General features: G+C 37.0%; 14 protein-coding genes. 11 read left to right on the forward strand and 3 right to left on the reverse strand.

Annotated features, from left to right (window positions below):
• Nucleotides 1-4: 4 nt before the first annotated feature.
• The 8 genes from KYH19_RS08780 to KYH19_RS08815 all read left to right on the forward strand — a co-directional run bounded on the left by KYH19_RS08780 (nucleotide 5) and on the right by KYH19_RS08815 (nucleotide 7,711).
• Nucleotides 5-1,483, forward strand: a complete 1,479-nt coding sequence (locus tag KYH19_RS08780; RefSeq protein WP_219078390.1) for an NAD(P)/FAD-dependent oxidoreductase — start codon at nucleotides 5-7, stop codon at nucleotides 1,481-1,483.
• A gap of 989 nt (nucleotides 1,484-2,472) precedes the next feature.
• Entirely contained in the window at nucleotides 2,473-3,153 is a 681-nt protein-coding gene (locus KYH19_RS08785; protein ID WP_219078391.1) for a hypothetical protein, read from the forward strand.
• A gap of 197 nt (nucleotides 3,154-3,350) precedes the next feature.
• On the forward strand, nucleotides 3,351-3,818 hold the full coding sequence (locus KYH19_RS08790; RefSeq protein ID WP_219078392.1) for a BatD family protein: 468 nt from the start codon (nucleotides 3,351-3,353) through the stop codon (nucleotides 3,816-3,818).
• Nucleotides 3,800-4,297 carry a hypothetical protein gene (locus KYH19_RS08795; RefSeq protein WP_219078393.1) on the forward strand — a complete coding sequence of 166 codons (498 nt, stop codon included), beginning with the start codon at nucleotides 3,800-3,802 and terminating at the stop codon, nucleotides 4,295-4,297. The genes KYH19_RS08790 and KYH19_RS08795 overlap by 19 nt, the downstream gene beginning before the upstream one ends.
• A 186-nt stretch (nucleotides 4,298-4,483) precedes the next feature.
• On the forward strand, nucleotides 4,484-5,473 hold the full coding sequence (locus tag KYH19_RS08800) for a hypothetical protein (RefSeq protein WP_132402151.1): 990 nt from the start codon (nucleotides 4,484-4,486) through the stop codon (nucleotides 5,471-5,473).
• 143 nt (nucleotides 5,474-5,616) lie between these two features.
• Nucleotides 5,617-5,832, forward strand: coding sequence for a hypothetical protein (locus KYH19_RS08805; protein ID WP_219078394.1), 216 nt, complete (start codon nucleotides 5,617-5,619; stop codon nucleotides 5,830-5,832).
• Nucleotides 5,810-6,145, forward strand: coding sequence for a hypothetical protein (locus KYH19_RS08810; RefSeq protein ID WP_207908491.1), 336 nt, complete (start codon nucleotides 5,810-5,812; stop codon nucleotides 6,143-6,145). The genes KYH19_RS08805 and KYH19_RS08810 overlap by 23 nt, the downstream gene beginning before the upstream one ends.
• 303 nt (nucleotides 6,146-6,448) lie before the next feature.
• Complete coding sequence (locus tag KYH19_RS08815) at nucleotides 6,449-7,711, forward strand: hypothetical protein (RefSeq protein WP_219078395.1); 1,263 nt, start codon at nucleotides 6,449-6,451, stop codon at nucleotides 7,709-7,711.
• Nucleotides 7,712-7,764: 53 nt separating this feature from the next.
• On the opposite strand, the gene KYH19_RS08820 is transcribed toward KYH19_RS08815, so the two are convergent.
• Entirely contained in the window at nucleotides 7,765-8,385 is a 621-nt protein-coding gene (locus KYH19_RS08820) for a hypothetical protein (RefSeq protein ID WP_219078396.1), read from the reverse strand.
• 178 nt (nucleotides 8,386-8,563) lie between these two features.
• Nucleotides 8,564-9,922: a tRNA uridine-5-carboxymethylaminomethyl(34) synthesis GTPase MnmE gene (mnmE, locus tag KYH19_RS08825; RefSeq protein ID WP_219078397.1), complete on the reverse strand. Its 1,359-nt coding sequence runs from the start codon at nucleotides 9,920-9,922 to the stop codon at nucleotides 8,564-8,566.
• 463 nt (nucleotides 9,923-10,385) lie between these two features.
• On the opposite strand from mnmE, the gene KYH19_RS08830 reads away from it, so the two are divergent.
• Nucleotides 10,386-11,510 carry an AI-2E family transporter gene (locus KYH19_RS08830; RefSeq protein ID WP_219078398.1) on the forward strand — a complete coding sequence of 375 codons (1,125 nt, stop codon included), beginning with the start codon at nucleotides 10,386-10,388 and terminating at the stop codon, nucleotides 11,508-11,510.
• 190 nt (nucleotides 11,511-11,700) lie between these two features.
• Here KYH19_RS08830 and KYH19_RS08835 read toward each other — a convergent pair whose 3' ends face one another.
• Nucleotides 11,701-14,343, reverse strand: coding sequence for an outer membrane beta-barrel protein (locus KYH19_RS08835; RefSeq protein WP_219078399.1), 2,643 nt, complete (start codon nucleotides 14,341-14,343; stop codon nucleotides 11,701-11,703).
• A gap of 278 nt (nucleotides 14,344-14,621) precedes the next feature.
• On the opposite strand from KYH19_RS08835, the gene KYH19_RS08840 reads away from it, so the two are divergent.
• Nucleotides 14,622-17,375, forward strand: a complete 2,754-nt coding sequence (locus KYH19_RS08840; RefSeq protein WP_219078400.1) for a glycoside hydrolase family 2 protein — start codon at nucleotides 14,622-14,624, stop codon at nucleotides 17,373-17,375.
• Between the two features lie 63 nt (nucleotides 17,376-17,438).
• Nucleotides 17,439-18,443, forward strand: a complete 1,005-nt coding sequence (locus tag KYH19_RS08845) for a 2-hydroxyacid dehydrogenase (RefSeq protein WP_219078401.1) — start codon at nucleotides 17,439-17,441, stop codon at nucleotides 18,441-18,443.
• Nucleotides 18,444-18,485: the final 42 nt, after the last annotated feature.

The following is an 18,485-nucleotide window of genomic DNA, read 5'->3' on the forward strand; positions in this document are numbered from 1 at the left end:
TTTTATGGCAAACATTGAACTATTTGATGCAGTAATCATAGGAGGAGGGCCTGCCGGAAGTTGTGCAGCTTTGCGGTTGCTTGAGCTTGGACACCGCGTGGCATTGGTTGAGCAATATATTTTTCCACGTCCGCAGATTGGGGAGTCGTTGTCTGCAGGCGTACGGAATATTTTTGATTATCTCGGTGCAGGCCATCTGCTAAACGGGCGTGGATATATCGATGGGCTGCCCGCTCAGGTGATCTGGGAGAATGCCAGAGAGAGGAAGGTTGAGCTTAGAAAGCACGGTGACAGCATTATGGTAGATAGGGGGAAACTCGATTACGATATGCTCCAGTTGGCGGTTTCAAGAGGGCTGGTTTTGTTCCAACCTGCAAAACCCGAAACTTTCAAGCAGGAAGGGAATCATTGGAAAGTGGTAATTAGGGTGGGAAATGAGCATCGGGAGCTCAGGACAATTTTCGTGCTGGACTCAAGGGGAAGGAGTGGGAGCAAATTGACCGATAAGATTATTACGGCACCGCCCATGGTTGCACTTTATGCAAACACCAGTAGGATTTCGATGCCGGCAAGTACCTTGATAGAGGCGCAAGAAGACGGTTGGTTATGGGGATCACCTTTGCCAGGTAAAGGGTTTAGGATGATGGCTTTTTTTGCCCCAGAGGATCTTCGGAAAGGAAATGCTGACAAACTTTTTAGAAACAGGATATCTTCTTCGGTATTGTTCCATGATGGACTTAAAGATCTTGAGCCTTCTGTCACCAGAAGCTGCATGGTACTAAACTATAGTCACAATCAGCCATGGGACAACAATTACATCAGGATCGGGGAAGCTGCTTTTACGCTTGACCCCCTGTCTTCTACAGGTGTTGAAAAGGCAATGCGTTTTTCACTGCAAACGGTGATTGCTGTAAATACCATACTCAGCGCTGGCGATACCGAAATTTCCCGGACCTTTTTTGAAGATCATATAGCGGAGTCGATGGGTCAGCATCTAAAATGGACAAGTGCATATTACCAGAGTGCATGGCCCAAAAGCAACAACGTTTTTTGGAAAGAAAGATCAAAAGTGAATATCTCAGCCCAGGATACGCAAACTGCCTTCCACCAAAAACTTACGCTCAGGTTAGACAAAATCACTGCTAAAAAAAAGAACGATGCCATAGCTGGAGGAGTGTGGCCTGTGGAGGCGATAGATCAGTTTTGGTATAAAAAAATAAGGCTTTCACCTCAGCTTACCTATGTTAAGACGATATGTGTAGAAAACGACCGGCTCCAGTTGAAGGACGCCGTTAAACATCCAGCTATTGATAGAGAAATAGCCTACATCGATAACCTGGCAATTTTTCCCTTGATCTGTGGAATACAGGGAACCGAAACTTTAGGGGAACTGATTTATTCCTGGAGTCAGAAAATATCCTTTGAAGAAGCCAGGAATATTACAGTCCGGCTGTGTAATCTTGGTCTAATGGAATTAAGCTAAGGGCTGTCGGATATTGTGAACGAGATCATAGTAATTATTAAGGCAGTGAAGTTTAGATAATTGATTGGAGGTTGAAAAGCAGACAATCTGAAAAAACAAACCTGCAGGAATAACCTAATAAAACTTCATAAAATATGGCTTAACGATGTCTATAAAGCAGGTTGATCCGTTATTAATCTCCAAAAAATACAAAAATGAAATGTTACAAGATGATTAAACATTAAATTTTAACAATATTTATAATTAAATTTAATAAAGCTGAATGCCTACAACTGGCCCGGGAAGAGAATTAAAAATGTTTTAGATGTCCGTAAATGCTATTTTGAAAATAAGAAATTCTAACATCAGAAAAGTAATTACATTATATACTATTACATCCTGCCGATTTTAAATAGATGCCAGTACAAGAAATGGAAAGAATTATATTTAAGTTTTGGTTAAAAAACATTTTAATAAGTATTGCTTTATTCATTACTTATAGAATAGTAATTGCAGAAACAGATCACGCTGATGGTAATTTTCTTGATTGGATTTTACAAATTTTAGATATACTATTGAACTTAGTGTATTCATTGATATATCTAATTGCAATGGTTTTTTGTTCGTTTGCAATTTTTCTAAATCTGATAGATAAAATTAGAAATAATCTTTATCTATCATTATTAACATTTTTAGGAATCCCCTTATTTTATGTTATTTTTATCATTATAGCCATATTAACTGACAATCTTTTATACAAAAATACTGTTACTGTATTCAGAAATATTTTAGTTTTTTCAATAATTTATCTCTTTTTTACAACTTTAGAATTTTTAATATTCAGAAAAAGAATTAATAAATTCCGAACTGAATGACAAAAACTAAGGTTTTTGAGTCAGGCGGGCTGATTGCAAAATTTAACAGTAATTTTTCGATCAAACCATAGCTTTTGTGCTATGATTGTCCGCTCCAAAGTAAAGGCCCGAAACGTTGGCTGATGTTATAAAAATATGAGACCTGAAAAAGAATTTGCTGTTACAGCTTGTAAAGAATTAGAAGAGAAATTATCTATGTACGGTTTTAAAACTTTATCTAAAGGATTACTTTTTAAGCGAAAACTTAACCGTGACATTATACAAGAAATTGCTTTCCAAATAACTTCCCATTTTGATATTATTGTTCATATATCAGTAACATCTGAAATAGTAAAACAATGGAATAAAGACAACTTTGAAGACGAAAGTGGTATTATGGTAACAAAACAATTAGGATATTTAACACCATTCCAAAATTGGAAAACTTGGAATATTATGAAATCTGAAATTGCAAAAAAGCAATTTAAGGAAGAATTCTTATATCAAATAGAAGAATACATATTACCATTTTTTGAAAAGTTTAATAATATCAATTTACTTATTGAAGAGCTTATAGAAAATAATGGTTCTTGGACAAATTATGATAAAAAAGTGCAAGTATTGCCAATAGAAACAGTTTTAAGTTATAAAACTGTTGAAGATGGACAGCGTTTACTCAATAACTTCCTAAAAGGGAACGTTACATACCTTAAACAAATTAGGAAACATAAATTGCACGAAATGATAGAATTTAATTTTACATATTCAGAATTTTTTGGAGCAATTGAATTTAAAAAAGCATCCAAAAAAGGATTAACATTAAATGAAATCAGCTAATAAGGATTTTTCCTCAGGCCGGCTGAATGCAAAATGCAACGGTAGCTTTTCTAATTTAACTTTAATAATAATATCGACTATTGTACTTCGATTTGACTTCGTAGCACTTAAGTCTCCCATCCGGAGCAAAGCCCCAAAATGTTGTATGCTATACTAAAAGATCGCAATAGACGAACACACCTAAATAAAAGCAAAAAATGAACGAACTAATAAATAATTGCTTCCTATATTTAATAATTATAATTTCCCCTTTTACATCTGTCTCTTGTCAAACCAAAAAAGAAAAAGATTTTGTGCAATTTGTTGTGCAACCTGTAGCAGAAATTGGAAAATCTATTGATTTTACTATTCATTTCGAAGAAAAGCCAGATAGTATTTGGAGTAGTAATACGGAAATTAATGGCTTGGAATTGACCCATAAATTAGATGGGACATTATCAATAAATGAGATTGAATTGACGGGTGACAACGATAAAGTCATTAAGACATTTTATTCTTCTTATACCTATGCAAAACCTACAAAACTTGGTAAAATTGAATTCCCTATTTTATCGGTAAGATATAAAGGGAAAGTATATAAAACTTCGCCGTTTTCTATTAATGTGGTGGATAAAATTAAAATCGGCCAAGATGCCGTACAAGTAATTTGGTCCACCAAAAAATAACATATAATGAAACAGACACCATCAAAATCAGTCTTTACGAATATTCAAAATTTTCACAAACAGAAAGAACACATCACTCTCCTAAAAACCTTTCGCTGACAGGAAAGGAAGACAAAATAAATGTTAGTGCTACAGAAACCATCGACAATATTGCAGGAATAGATGATTTTGAAAAATTGATTGACCAAAAATTCGAAATTGTAAATGTTGATTGGAATATGTTAAATGGCAGAAAATCAATGGAAAAAGTAGAGAATGAACTTTTTATTAAAACGTTAATTTTGGAATTAAGTCTTCTATCAAAATCAAAGGGAACATTTCAAATAGGACCAAGTAATTACGATTTTTTCATCCACAAAAGTAATACGGACTATTTCAATAAATTTGTTCCTAATGACAAAGGAAGTTATAACGTAACTGAAGATGGTTCGACAAGATTAAAAATAAAATCGAATACATTAACAATCAAAATAGAATAAGGTACAATATACAACAAGGGTTTTGCATCAGATGGTTTGATTGCAAAATTCAACGGTCGTTTTTCATTTGAACTTTAGTAATAATATCAACATTTGTGATTCGATTTATCGCCCGAAAGCAAAGCCTAAATCGTTGGTGGTAATTCTCTTACCGACCGCATCTAACAAAATAACGGAGAAATAATAATGAAAATATACAGACTGCTTTTCTTTTTAAACTTTGCACTTCTTTTCACGGGTTGTAATGGACAAAATAAAAACACAAAATCGGAAAAAGATATTTATGCAATCGGAAACGTAATAAAGCATTTCACTAAAGAGCCACATTACGGAGCAACTATTTACACTAATAATTGCTCGTTTGAAATTCTAATTAACGATATCCCAATTATTAAATACAAAGATAATTCTGGAGGAGGTTTGGCAGGTTCGTATTTCCCTCTTAATTGGGATATTACTAAAGCTGGAAAACAAAAAATAACTGTTCGTTTATCTCCAGGCTTCAATCAAACTACCAAGTCAATGTATCCAACTTTAATGAAAAATTCGGGTGTTAAAATTGAAATTGTAAAAACATACATCGTAAATAAAAGTTGGGGGGATGAAGAAGAAGTGAAAAATTACACAACGCCTCAAAATATAATACAGGGTAAAGAAGTAGCAACTTTTGATGGAAAAGATTATTTTGAAGACAGTTTTGAATTTAATGCAGATGTTCCCTATCACATCAATAATTTGGATAATGCAGAAGTTTTAAACACCACGGATAAAGGCAAATTACAAGCTTTGGAAAAGGAAGTGGTATCAAAATATAATGAAATAAGAGACCTATATTTAAAAGGTACAAAAGATGATTTAGCAGATGCTTTTTATAACACAGAAAAAAGATTTTCCCAGCAATTATATCAATCTTCAGCTGAAATTAAATACCGATGGGATAACGATTATCAATTCAGAACTGATGCCAATTTAGATTTTTTTGATTTGAAGCCCATAGAAAAACACAAAATGACTTTTTATGCCAACGGAAAAATAGTTTGTTTAGAAAAAATAAATAATGAAAAATCTGCGTTATGGGGAGGCTTTAAACGAAAAGATAAAGATGTTGGGACTACGACGTACATTCAACTCTATCTTTATAGACCAAAAAACAGCAATAAACTCGAAGTGTATTAAAATTCACTTTCGTCGATCTTCTGTTTTTAATCCTTGCCTTGTAAGTTACGGATAATTCCCTGATCAATGCCACAAATCCCATTAGCGTTAACCTGATAGGGGCAGGGGGAACAGGTTCAAAAGTGCTGACCGCCCTGATGGAAATGAATTACAGCCTCAATGAGTTGGGACATGCTGGATTAGCCGTTCGGTTATGGGATGATGATATTATTTCGGATGCCAATTTAGGCAGAAAGTGTTTTGCCGAATGTGCAACAGGGCTGTATAAATCTGTTACATTGATCAATCTGGCAAACAGATGGTCAGGAACCAACTGGAAAGCGGAATGCAGAAAGTTTGCCAAAAAGCGTTTTAGGTAAATTACCGGATCACGCTTCTGCGAGCATTTATATTTCTTGTGTAGATACGGTTGCTGCACGATTTGAGATTGCCGAGATTATACAGGAGATTTCCTATGGCAGGTTCTACCATAACCAACCAAAATACTGGATGGATTTTGGCAATAGCAAAAATACGGGGCAGGTACTCCTGTCAACGGTAGGAGAAATTAAACAGCAAAAATCTGAACAATATGAAACCGTTGCTCAGCTTCCATTGGTAACCGAAGAGTTTGGCGACTTTCTCAGTCAGTCGGAAATAACTGATGATACACCAAGCTGTTCATTAGCTTAAGCTTTGGAAAAGCAGGGTTTGTTTATCAATTCTACACTGGCACAGATGGGATACTGAATTGGTTAGATGTTTAGCCTGGGAAATGATAAATCGTTAACTTTAGTAAAAAAAAACAATGGTCGCCAAAGACGAACGGAGCAAGGTGGGAGCTTATGGAAGAGGGAATATTTTCGGACAAGGGAGATGCAGGATATAAAATTATTTAGATTTATGGTGATGTGTTAGTCACTTTTTGGAAATAGCAATGGGATAGGATACATAATGACACAGATGATATGAAAGCAATAGATAAATCAGCCAATAATGAAACTAAATAATAATAAATTTTCTACAGTAATCAAAGCGCTTATATTAGCTAATACGTTAGTAAGTTGTAATTCAAATAGCCAAAACATGCAGGAAAATAATAAAGAGGTTGACAAGTTTAATTCCTCGGAACTATATCCAAATAACAAAGTTGCATTTACTAAAAGTGGCGAAAAGACTGTTTTTTACAATGCTGCAAACGAACATTTGATTTATGCAGAAATTAATCATAAAACCAATCATTATCAAATTGATGATATCGATTTATTTCCGGTTAGAGATTTATTTCAAATTAATGATTTCACCTATTTTTTACCCAAAAAATATTCGACTTTTTATAAATATCCTATAGGTCAAAGCGGCACAGCAGGTGGAGATTTTTTTACGACTCTAGAATTCAATGAATTAGGATTGATAAAAAGTATTGATAAAAATCTTCCGGATTCTCATCGAAAATATACCTATAGATACAATAAATTTGCTCAGTTATTACGGGTTTTTGAAAATAAACTCCTGAACAAGACGTTATTGGAAAATAAATATGATGAAAATGGGAGGCTTATTTTTCAGGAGAAAAATGATGAAGAATTACAAGCAAAAAGAGAGTTCATCTACGGAAAAGAAGGCAGAATTTTAAAAGAAAATATCAAAGAAAAAAAAATTGCTCCTAATGGACGAATTATAAGTGACCTGACATATACACTGAATTATGAGTACAATAAATTAGGGCAAATCAGCAAAAAACAGAGCCAAGATTCTAATTTTGTTGAACAATTTCAATACGATTCGAATGGAAGGATTGTAAATTTTGTTAAATATTATGGAGAAATTGACAAAGATGATTCAAATAAACTGATTAATTATTTTATAAAAAAAATATATAGCTATTCCAATGAGCAGATTTCATCAGAAACAGTTTATGAATATCATTTGGTGAATGCCTCTGTTCTAATCAATAAAAATTGGCAACTGTTGAATATTGAACAACAAAGAAAGATGGCTGGGGAAAAATTGAATGATAATAACGAGATGCCCACTACGGAGATTGAGAGATTATACAATTATAAAGAAAGTGGAGTCACTATCAACGTCAATCATTCTAATTTTTCCAATAGAGTTCTTGAAGGTAAATCAAAATTTAAAAAAGAAGTATTTGATTCTGAGACTATTAAATTTTCATTTGATAATTCCGGAAAAATCATAAAAAAGGAGACGACAGGTAAAAATGGAGAAACTTCTGTGGAAACTTATTCATATTAAATGATTAGCATTGATAAGTCTTTAAGAATTTTAGATTCATCAATAAAAACGTATTATCTTCCAGAAATTTCGCCATTTGAAAGAATGGTGAATTTTTCTTTCAGTGATTTTTTCAAAGTTTCAAAATTGATGTTATAAACGTTTACGGTCATATTATTCTCAATTATAAAAGATTCGTACGTTTTTTCTTCCGGCATACTGTGACCAACAGATTTTCTGGCTATGATTTTATTATTACTCACGGTAATGATCTCCTGAAAAGTAGAATCGCCTTCAAGATCTAAAACATAAATTTTAATACCATTATTTAATTTTGAATCGATCTCAAAAATATTAGTTGGAATGTCTTCAGATTTGTTGCCGAGAAGTTTCGATATTTTTTTAAAATTGATTTCATCTAATTTCGGATATATCTTCTCGCAATCTGGAGAGCTCTGTTGCAGACATACCGCAGTATATTTCTCAAAATCAAAAGGCAAAGAAATTGTCTGACTATCTTTTACAGAATCCTTTATTATAACATTCTTCGATTTTGAAAGCATGTCTTTTGAAGCTGTGACAACATTTTCTTTTTTAGGTTTTTCAGCAGATTTAGAATGTTCCTGGCAGGAAGTGAATATAATTACTAACAGAAAAGCTGAGATCAATTTATACATAGAACTATCGATTTTCACAGGTTTTTATTTAATTGTTTAATCTCTCTTTTTTAAGAATTTTGAAAAAAAATAAAAATGAGGAACAAATGGGGAACAAAAAGAAACAAATCAAGGCAAAATAATAGAATAATAAATAAAATAAGAATATTTACAACTACCTCTTATTCAGCTATATAATTGTTTTTATTATGATGATTTATTTGCCGATACAAAACTTCGTAAATATATTCTCCAGCAAATCATCAGTAGTTACCGTACCGGTTATCTCACCAAGATAATGCAGCGCCTGTTTAATGTCCATTGCTAAAAAATCGGAGGTAACCGGATTATCTACATTGGCCAAAACATTTTGTAAAGCATGTTCTGTTTGTTTCAACGCTTCTACATGGCGGATATTGGTTACCAGGGTTTCGCTGGTATTAATGTGGTGCAAGTTAACCTGCTCCAGTAAAGTATTTTTTAATTCATCGATGCCCTGTTTCTCTTTGGCAGAGATAAAAACAACATCTAAAGCTTCGAAAGCTTTACGTTGCGCATCGGAAAGGAGATCAGCTTTATTGACTAAAATTAAATAGGGGATAGCCAATTGTGCCAAACCCAGGATCTGCTCTTCAATTTCTGATGTACTTTGAGCGGCATCGGCCATATAAATGATCAGTTTAGCCTGTTTCATTTTCTCCAGGGTGCGTTCTACTCCTAAAGCTTCGATTATATCAGCTGTATCGCGGATTCCGGCGGTATCGATAAAACGGAAAACAATGCCGCCTATGGTGAGTTCATCTTCAATGGTATCGCGTGTGGTGCCGGCAATGTCAGAAACTATAGCGCGTTCTTCGTTCAGGAGGGCATTTAACAAGGTAGATTTGCCTACATTGGGTTTGCCTGCAATCACAATTGGAACCCCATTTTTAATTACATTTCCCATTTCGAAAGAAGAGATTAAACGTTGCAGAACATAATTGATCTTGTTCACCAGGTTTTTCAACTGCTCACGATTGGCAAATTCTACATCCTCTTCGGCAAAATCAAGTTCTAGTTCGATCATCGAAGCAAAATGGATTAACTGTTCGCGTAATCCTTTTAATTCATTGGCAAAGCCACCGCGCATCTGTTGCATGGCCACATCATGCGAAGCTTTAGAATTGGAGGCAATTAAATCGGCAACAGCTTCTGCCTGACTCAGATCGAAAGCCCCGTTTAAAAAAGCACGTAAAGTAAATTCGCCGGGTTTGGCGGCACGGGCACCTTTGCTGATTAACAAGTTAATAATTTGTTGGATAATGTAGTTAGAACCATGGCAGGAAATTTCTACCACGTTTTCTTTGGTGTAGGATTTAGGAGCAACAAATAAACCCGCTACCACTTCATCCACAATATGATCGCCATCTTTAACCAGACCGAAATGTAAAGTATGTGAGGCCTGTTTTTCTAAATCTTTTCCTGCAAATACGGCATTGGTAAGGGAGATGGCCTCTGGACCAGATAAACGGATCACGCCAATGGCGCCAGAACCTGAAGGAGTGGATAAAGCAATAATAGTATCTTGATTGTTCATGTGCGGTAATAAAGCTGCAAAAATAAGGCTAATCTGTGGGTATATGGTGTAAGGGAAGTAATTTTTTTGATCAATGGTTAATCGGTTAACGGTTAAAACTGGTTAATTGATGCCAAACGCCAAGCTTCTAACCAACTACCAGCCCCTTGACCCGCTACCATTGAAGGACTATCAATGGACAGACGCTAATAGAATTGTCGTCATCTCGACTGAAGCGCAGCGAAATGGAGAGATCTATTTAGCTAGATTTACTTCACAGAGTCTTCAGGCTATCGACTGCGTTACAATCCGCTCGAAATTACGGTAACTAGGGAGTTTTTATGCAATAAATTATCTCTCAGGATGACTTATTGAAAGAGTCAATTAATTGACTCCGAATGCCCAACTCTCACCCCCCTCAACTAATTATTTAAAACATTTTAACATTGGCTGTGTTTAAATTTCAAATCAGAATAAGCTTTTTATGACGAATAATTTACCCCTAACCGTAAAACGATCGATAGAATTATTGGGGCTAATGGCCATTGCAGCCGTGATGGTAATTGGTCGAGATATTATTATGCCGATATTGATGGCTTTTTTCATCAGCATCATGCTGCTTCCATTGTATCGTTTTTTAAAAAGAAAAAAAATACCCGAATCGTTAGCCATTATCTTACCAATTTTATTAGTGGCCCTGTTTGTCGCATTAATTATTTGGTTTTTTTCGAACCAGATTGGCATTTTGGTTAAAGATTTCCCTCAGATAAAGGCAAATGTAACACAGCATATCAATTCTTTAAGCGATTGGATCAGCCGCATTACCCATTATGACGATAAGCAGCAAAAAGCATTTATACAGACCAAAAGCGACGATTTAATGAATATGGGCACCTCGCTTGCAGGCGGTGCTGCAGTTACTTTAAGTGGCATTTTTGTATTTATCGGGTTGTTGCCTATTTATATTTACCTGATGCTTTTTTATAAAGACATTATATTGCGCTTTATCTTTATGTGGTTTAAAGCAGACGACCACCCGAAAGTGAAAGGAGCGATTTATGAAACCGAATCGATTATTAAAAGTTACCTAATCGGACTATTAATTCAGATCACCTATATGACTATTTTATTGGGCGGCATACTGATGTTAATCGGTATAAAACATGCCTTGTTAATTGGGGTAATTTTTGCCATATTAAACCTGATTCCTTACGTGGGTGCCTTAATTGGTAACTTAATAGGGGTATTGTTAACACTTACATCTTCGCAAGAGTTATGGCCGGTGCTTACGGTTTTAGGGGTAATTGCTTTTGTTCAGTTTTTAGATAACAACATCCTTATGCCGCGTATTGTGGGCTCTAAAGTAAAAATTAATGCTTTATTTTCCATTCTCGGGGTATTTATTGGCGGCAGCATAGCAGGTGTTTCGGGGATGTTCCTGGCACTACCTATTGTGGCTGTTCTCAAAATTATTTTCGATCGTACAGAATCATTCAAGCAATGGGGGGTATTACTTGGAGATGAACGCCCGGCTAAAAGTCCGATGACCTTCCCTGTTTTTAGAAAGAAAAAAGCAGTGGCGACCAAATCGGGAATAGAAAAAGGATAGTGATGGGAAATGTAAGATGGATGATGTGAGATGTAATGAGTTCTGCACGATCAGCGTAATCTGTGGGAAATAGTTTTAGGTGATGGAAAATATAAAATGTCATTAGTTCTGCGGTAATCAGTGTAATCTGCGGGAAATAATTGGTGAACAGGTTCCTGACAGATTAAGAAGATAGCAAATGATATTTAACTTAACTACCAAATTTACGTACCCTATAAATGAGTGATAACATGAAATACCTGCCCAATCGGTTAACTTGTCTGTCAACAATTACGTTATCGAACACATCTCTTGATATGCCTGAATTCTGATCAAAAAGATCGAATCCTTCTACCCGGATGGCGGCCATATCATTTTTCATAAACTTATATTCCATCGATAAACGAAGCAATGTTGGATTCCGCACCGCACCATTGTCAAAACCTGAGTTAATCTGTTTGGTGAAATCGTAGCCCACGGTAAGATCCTTAAAGAAATAATTGCGGCCTTCTATGCCACATTCAAAACGATTGGATTGGCGGTCGGTAAAAGTATCATTCGAGTACTTGGTCAGGTTTTGAGAATAAGCGGTTTCTATTTCAAAATTGACAATATCTTTTAAATCTACCCGAAACTCCAGTTCCTGTCGCCACGATAAGTTTTGCGCTTCAATCCGCGCATCATCCGTAAAAGTAATGTTGTTGTTCAACTGACCAGAACCAGAATAACCAATGGTAAACTTTCGCTCGGCTGAAAGTGGTTTGCTGATATCGTAATCGCCCTGCAGCGTGTAATATCCGTCTGTGTTAATGTAGCTGGTAAGCTGATTTACGGTACCCGGTACACGCTGTTTAGTCGTTACAATCCTGTCGTTGGTACGCTCATACTTAAAATTTGCCTGGATCACTTTCCCTGCGTTCCAATCGGCTTGTTTATAATGTGCATTAACACTTTGTATAAATTCTGGCTTCAGGTTCGGGTTTCCTGTAACTACATTCTGCAGGTTCGAATTGTCTGATATCGGCTGCAACTGCAAAAATCCGGGTTGGTTGTTTCTTCCCCAATAATTCACATCAAACGATTGCTGGTTAGAAAACTTATACGAAAACCGGCCAGAGGGGATGACGTTAAAAGTACGGCTAACGGTTTCAATATTGGTGCTTAAATTTTGTCCCTGAAGTAGGGTAGGCTGTACGTTAAGGCCCAGGGTGTAGTTTAGCTTTTCGCCGATATACCGGTAATTCAGTCCCACTTTATTAGTGATAAACTGATAATCGTAAATATTGCTCAGGTTAGGGTTGAGTAGCTGTTTGCCATTAGCAACATCGTAAGCATCTCTCGAATTATTGGTCGATGATCGGTTCCAGTTGTAGTTTACCTCTAAAAAAGTTTTTTTCCAAAGCGGCTCCATGTATGATACACCAGCATTTAATCCGAAATTTCGGTTATCCTGGTTGTTCAACTGGTTCTGTAAAACAGAATCTGCCGCATTGTTGTGTGTATTGATGTACTGATTAAACACATCCTTATAGTTTTCTCCGTTTGAATAGTTAAAGCTTCCCCATGAAGTAATGTTGCGGCCCTTTTTCTCAAATTTGTGGTTAAAAAAGAAATTGGTACGCGCATTGATATTTTTAGAAGTATTAAAGTTTGTACTCTGCCTGTTGGTCGCTAGCGTATCCAGGGTAATATCCGAGCCTCCCGCACTATTTCCGCTATTGTTGCTGTAAGAGAAATTTGGCGAAATTTTCAGGTAGTTCATCGTATCAATTTTGTATTCGAGATTGCCTCCAAACCAGTGGTTGTTATTATTGCTTCTGCTATTACTATTCGCATTTTCGAGCTGGTTTATGGGATTTTGACCTGCATCCTGTAAAACACTCTGTGTATAGGTAGAACTAACGGTATTGTTCTTATTATTGTTAAAATTATAAGCCGCATCAGCAGAAAGTTTGGTGCTGAACTCGTTTTTATAATTAATCCCCAGGGCATTTCTGGTATTGATGCCGTCACCACCGCCACCACGCATATTGGCATTGGCTGACGTTCCGTCAAAAGAAATTTGTCTTTCTCCCTTCATGCTGTTTCCCCTAATGCTGGTATTGTAACGGTCTGAATTGCCAACTCCGGCTGATGCACGTGCAAAATATCCCTTCTTTTTATCTTCTTCAATGGTCAGGTTCAGTACCTTTTCCGGTTCTCCTGTTTTAATACCTGTAAGTTTGGCCTGATCGCCATAATCATCAATGAACTGCAGGTTTTTGATGATATCGGCAGGCAGGTTCTTAATCGCTGTGGCTACATCGGTTCCAAAAAAATCTTTTCCATTAACGCGAATTTTGGTTACAGGTGCTCCCTGGCTGGTTACATTACCATCTTTATCTACCTTGATGCCGGGCAGTTTTTTCAGCACTTCATCTATCGCATCACCATCTCTTACCGGAAAAGCTTTCGCGTTAAAACTCACCGTATCTTCGGTTACTTTTACCGGTGGGACCCCTGAGATTACCACACCATCAAGCGTGTTCGAAGAAGGCTTAAGTTTAATGTCGGTAATATTCAGAAGCGCGCCTTTTTCGATAAGGTATTGTTTAATAAAAGTATCGTAGCCGATAAAGGCAGCTGATAAAGTAAATTGTCTGGACTTGATTTTACTCAAAATAAATGTCCCATCAGGATTGGCCGAAGTGCCAATGCTATCGTTACCTGATTTAATCCGTACCACCGCACCAGGCAACGGCAAACCAACTGTATCCAGAACAATTCCCTTTACAGTATAATTTTGTGCGTAACTGTTTGAGAAAATACCTGCAAAGAACAGGAGTAACAAAAACGTTTTAGTAAAAGCCCTCATTGAATGTATTTGTGTGTGGCATAAAAATACGGCACAGGACGATAACCCTGTTCAGCGTAATCAACATGTTACTGATTTTGGTTGTTTCAGCTTTCTTTCCCCGGGCTCAGCCCAAACGCAGATTTAGGTTCTTGCGCGATGATATTTAAGGTGGAATTTTACAGCTGTTAAGGTTACTTAAGTTTAGGCAAATGTAAAATGCTGGTTATCTTATCGCATCTAAATGCAAATTCTATTATCTTGTGAATCAGCTTACTAATACTAATGCCAGATAGATCATGATCAAAAAACTAATACCATTATTGTTGCTGTTGGTTTCTTCTGCCAGCTTTTCGCAGGAAACGACCAAAACCTTTCTTTCAGGAAGAGATAAAGACCATACCGTCCAATGGGACTTTTATTGTACCGCTGGTCGTAAAAGCGGTATCTGGACTAAAATACCTGTACCATCGAACTGGGAATTACAGGGTTTTGGAAGTTACAACTATGGGCACGATAAGGTTAAAGCCAGCGAACAGGGCATTTACCGTTATGAATTTAAGATCGGGAAAATAACCGGGAAAAAAGTATTCCTGGTTTTTGAAGGCGCGATGACCGATACCAAAGTAAGTATTAATGGAAAAGTGGCAGGTGATGTGCACCAGGGCGGTTTTTATCGTTTTAAGTACGATATTACGACGCTGTTAAAACCTGAAACCAATAATTTACTGGAAGTTACGGTTGATAAGGTATCAGCAAATGCATCGATTAACAAAGCTGAAAGAACGAGTGATTTCTGGGTTTTTGGTGGTATTTTCAGGCCCGTTTACCTGGAAACAGTTCCAAACAAATTTATAGAAAGAGTTGCCGTTAATGCTAAGGCAGATGGGAGCTTTCAGCTTGATGTTTACGGGCAGAATTTAACTGCCGAAGATATGCTTGAAGCTCAGGTAAAAAAAACAAATGGCGAAAATGTAGGCAAAGCATTTGCTATAAAGGCGAATGGCTCGAACGATGTACAAACCTTGAAGGCTACTTTCTCCAATCCTTTACTGTGGAGCAGCGAATTCCCTAACTTATATCAAGTGGTGGTACGGATCAAAAATAAACAGAAGATTGTGCATCAGATAAAACAAAAATTCGGTTTTCGTAGCCTTGAACTCCGTAAGGGCGACGGCTTTTACGTTAACGGCTCGAAAATGATTTTAAAAGGTGTTAATCGCCACAGCTTTTGGCCCGAAAGCGGACGCACACTCAGTCGCGAGGTGCATTTAATGGATGTGAAGTTGATGAAAGAAATGAACATGAACGCTGTCCGCATGTCGCATTATCCGCCGGATGCAGAATTTTTGGATATTTGCGACTCCTTAGGTCTATATGTAATTAATGAATTAACGGGCTGGCAGGCAAAATACGATAACACTGTTGGGCACAGGCTGGTAAAAGAACTTGTCATCAGGGATGTTAACCATCCGTCTATTATTTTCTGGGCCAATGGCAACGAGGGTGGTTTTAACACCGACCTGGACAATGATTACGCCCTTTATGATCCGCAGAAACGTACGGTAATACATCCCTGGGAGAAATTTAACGGAACCGATACCAAACACTACCCCGATTATAATTATATGGTAAATGCAGCGACTTCCGGACAGGAAGTTTTCTTTCCTACTGAATTTATGCATGCATTATATGATGGTGGTGCCGGTGCCGCTTTAGACGATTTCTGGAACCAAATGCTTATGCATCCGCATGGTGCCGGTGGTTTTATCTGGGCACTGGTGGATGAAAACGTAATCAGGACAGATAAAAATGGCATTTACGATGGTGATGGTAACCATGCTCCTGATGGAATTGTTGGTCCACATCGCGAAAAAGAAGGCAGTTTTTATGCCATAAAAGAGATCTGGTCTCCGGTTTTTATCGATCTGCCTAAAATTGATGGTAATTTTAAAGGTAAAATCGCTGTGGAGAACCGCTTCAATTTTACCGATCTGAATAAATGCACGTTTAAATGGAAATTGGTGAGTTTTCCATCGGCTAGTGCAAAAGGAACAAAAGCGATTATAAACGCCAGCGGCACAACGGTTACCAAACTTAAGCCTGGCCTAAAAGGTACACTTGATCTGGCTTTGCCAAAATCGTGGACAAAAAGTGATGCCTTATATTTAACTGCATACGGGGCTGACCAGAAAGAAATATTTACCTGGAGCTGGCCTATCAAAACACCCCGTTTAATGGTATCGCGGTTGGATGCGACTGGCTCTGGTGCAGCAGTAAAAGCCGAAGAAACGGATCAGTTACTCCTGATTAAACAGGATGGCATTAGCTATTATTTTGATAAAACAACGGGGTATCTGGAAAAAGTGGTTAAAGGCATTACAGTTATTTCTCTATCCAAAGGCCCGGTATTGGCTGGTGTAAATACTGAATTGATAACATTTAATCATAAAGCAGAAGGAGCAAAGTATATCGTAGAATCTGACTACCAGGGAGCTGGCAATTTGCATGCAAAGTGGACATTTGAAACCGGAAAGCTGGCTAAACTCGAATACCAATTTAAGCAACAGGGCGATGCTGATTTTATGGGCATTACGTTTAATTACCCTGAAGATAAAATTACAGGGATGAAATACCTTGGCCGCGGACCTTACCGGGTTTGGAAAAACAGGTTAAAAGGACAACAGTTTGGGGTTTGGCATAAGGATTACAATAATTCAATCACAGGCGAAACCTGGGGCTACCCAGAGCTTAAAGGTTATCATGCTGAAGTGAACTGGGTTAAGGTAGAAAATAAGGAAGCGCCATTTACGGTTTACATACCCGATGAAGATACCTATCTGCAAATGTACAAACCTGCCCGTGAAGCTGCAGCATTAAAGAACAACAATGTAGAACCCGCCTTTCCAGAAGGGAGCATTAGCTTCTTAAAAGGCATTAGTGCCATTGGTACCAAGTTTCAGTCAGCTTTATTAATGGGACCACAAAGCCAAAAAAACAAAACTGACGGTAAAACTTTTAAAGGAACTTTATTATTTGATTTTGAAAAATAAGTGTTTTGACTCCTAAGTTAAAACAGCACAGCAAAAAACTATTTAATCCGTATTTTTAACGATATGAAGATTGTGTTTTTTTCTGCGAAGCCTTACGACCGTGAATTTTTTGAAAGCTGTAATAAACAGTATAATTTTGAATTAGAATTTTGGGAAACCCACCTGGGTCCTCACATTGCCGACGCGATAAAATTAGGTACGGATGCTGTTTGTGTATTTGTGAATGATAAACTAACGGCTGATGTTATAGCCATATTGGCACAAAAAGGGGTGAAAATTATTGCTTTGCGTTGTGCAGGCTTTAACAATGTGGATCTGAATGCGGCCAAACAATATGGGATCCGGGTTTGCCGCGTTCCGGCTTATTCGCCACAGGCCGTTGCAGAACATGCAGCAGCCATGTTGCTTACCTTAAACCGTAAAACCCATAAGGCTTATAACCGTGTACGTGAACAGAATTTTTCGCTCTCAGGTTTAATGGGTTTCAATCTTTTTGGCAAAACAGTTGGCGTAATCGGCACAGGGAAAATTGGTGCCGCTTTCTGTAAAATTATGCTTGGTTTTGGCTGTACTGTACTGGCTTCTGATCCTTTTGTGAATAAATCATTACAAAGTGGGGGAGTAATATATTTGCCTTTTCACGAAGTGATAAAAGAAGCCGATATTATTTCGCTGCATTGTCCCCTTACACCTGAAAACCATTATCTGATTGGATCAAATAGCTTATCAGCGATGAAAAAAGGTGTTACGCTAATCAATACAAGCAGAGGCGGATTGATTAATACACGTGAAGTGATTGATGCACTAAAAACAGGGCAACTTGCAGCGCTGGGAATTGATGTATATGAGCAGGAAGAACAACTCTTTTTTAAAGACCTTTCCGGGAGTATTATTGGAGATGATGATATTCAGCGACTAATCAGCTTTCCGAATGTTTTGCTTACCGGGCATCAGGCATTTTTTACCGAAGAGGCCTTAACAGAAATTGCAGAGTCTACACTAAAAACGGTAAAAATATTGTTAGATGATCATGCTGAGGAGATCGTCTCAGAAGCAATACTGGTATAACAAGATAGATGGTTACATGGAGTTTTTTGAGAGGCTGGTCTG

This window comes from Pedobacter sp. D749, from assembly GCF_019317285.1.
GTDB lineage: Bacteria > Bacteroidota > Bacteroidia > Sphingobacteriales > Sphingobacteriaceae > Pedobacter.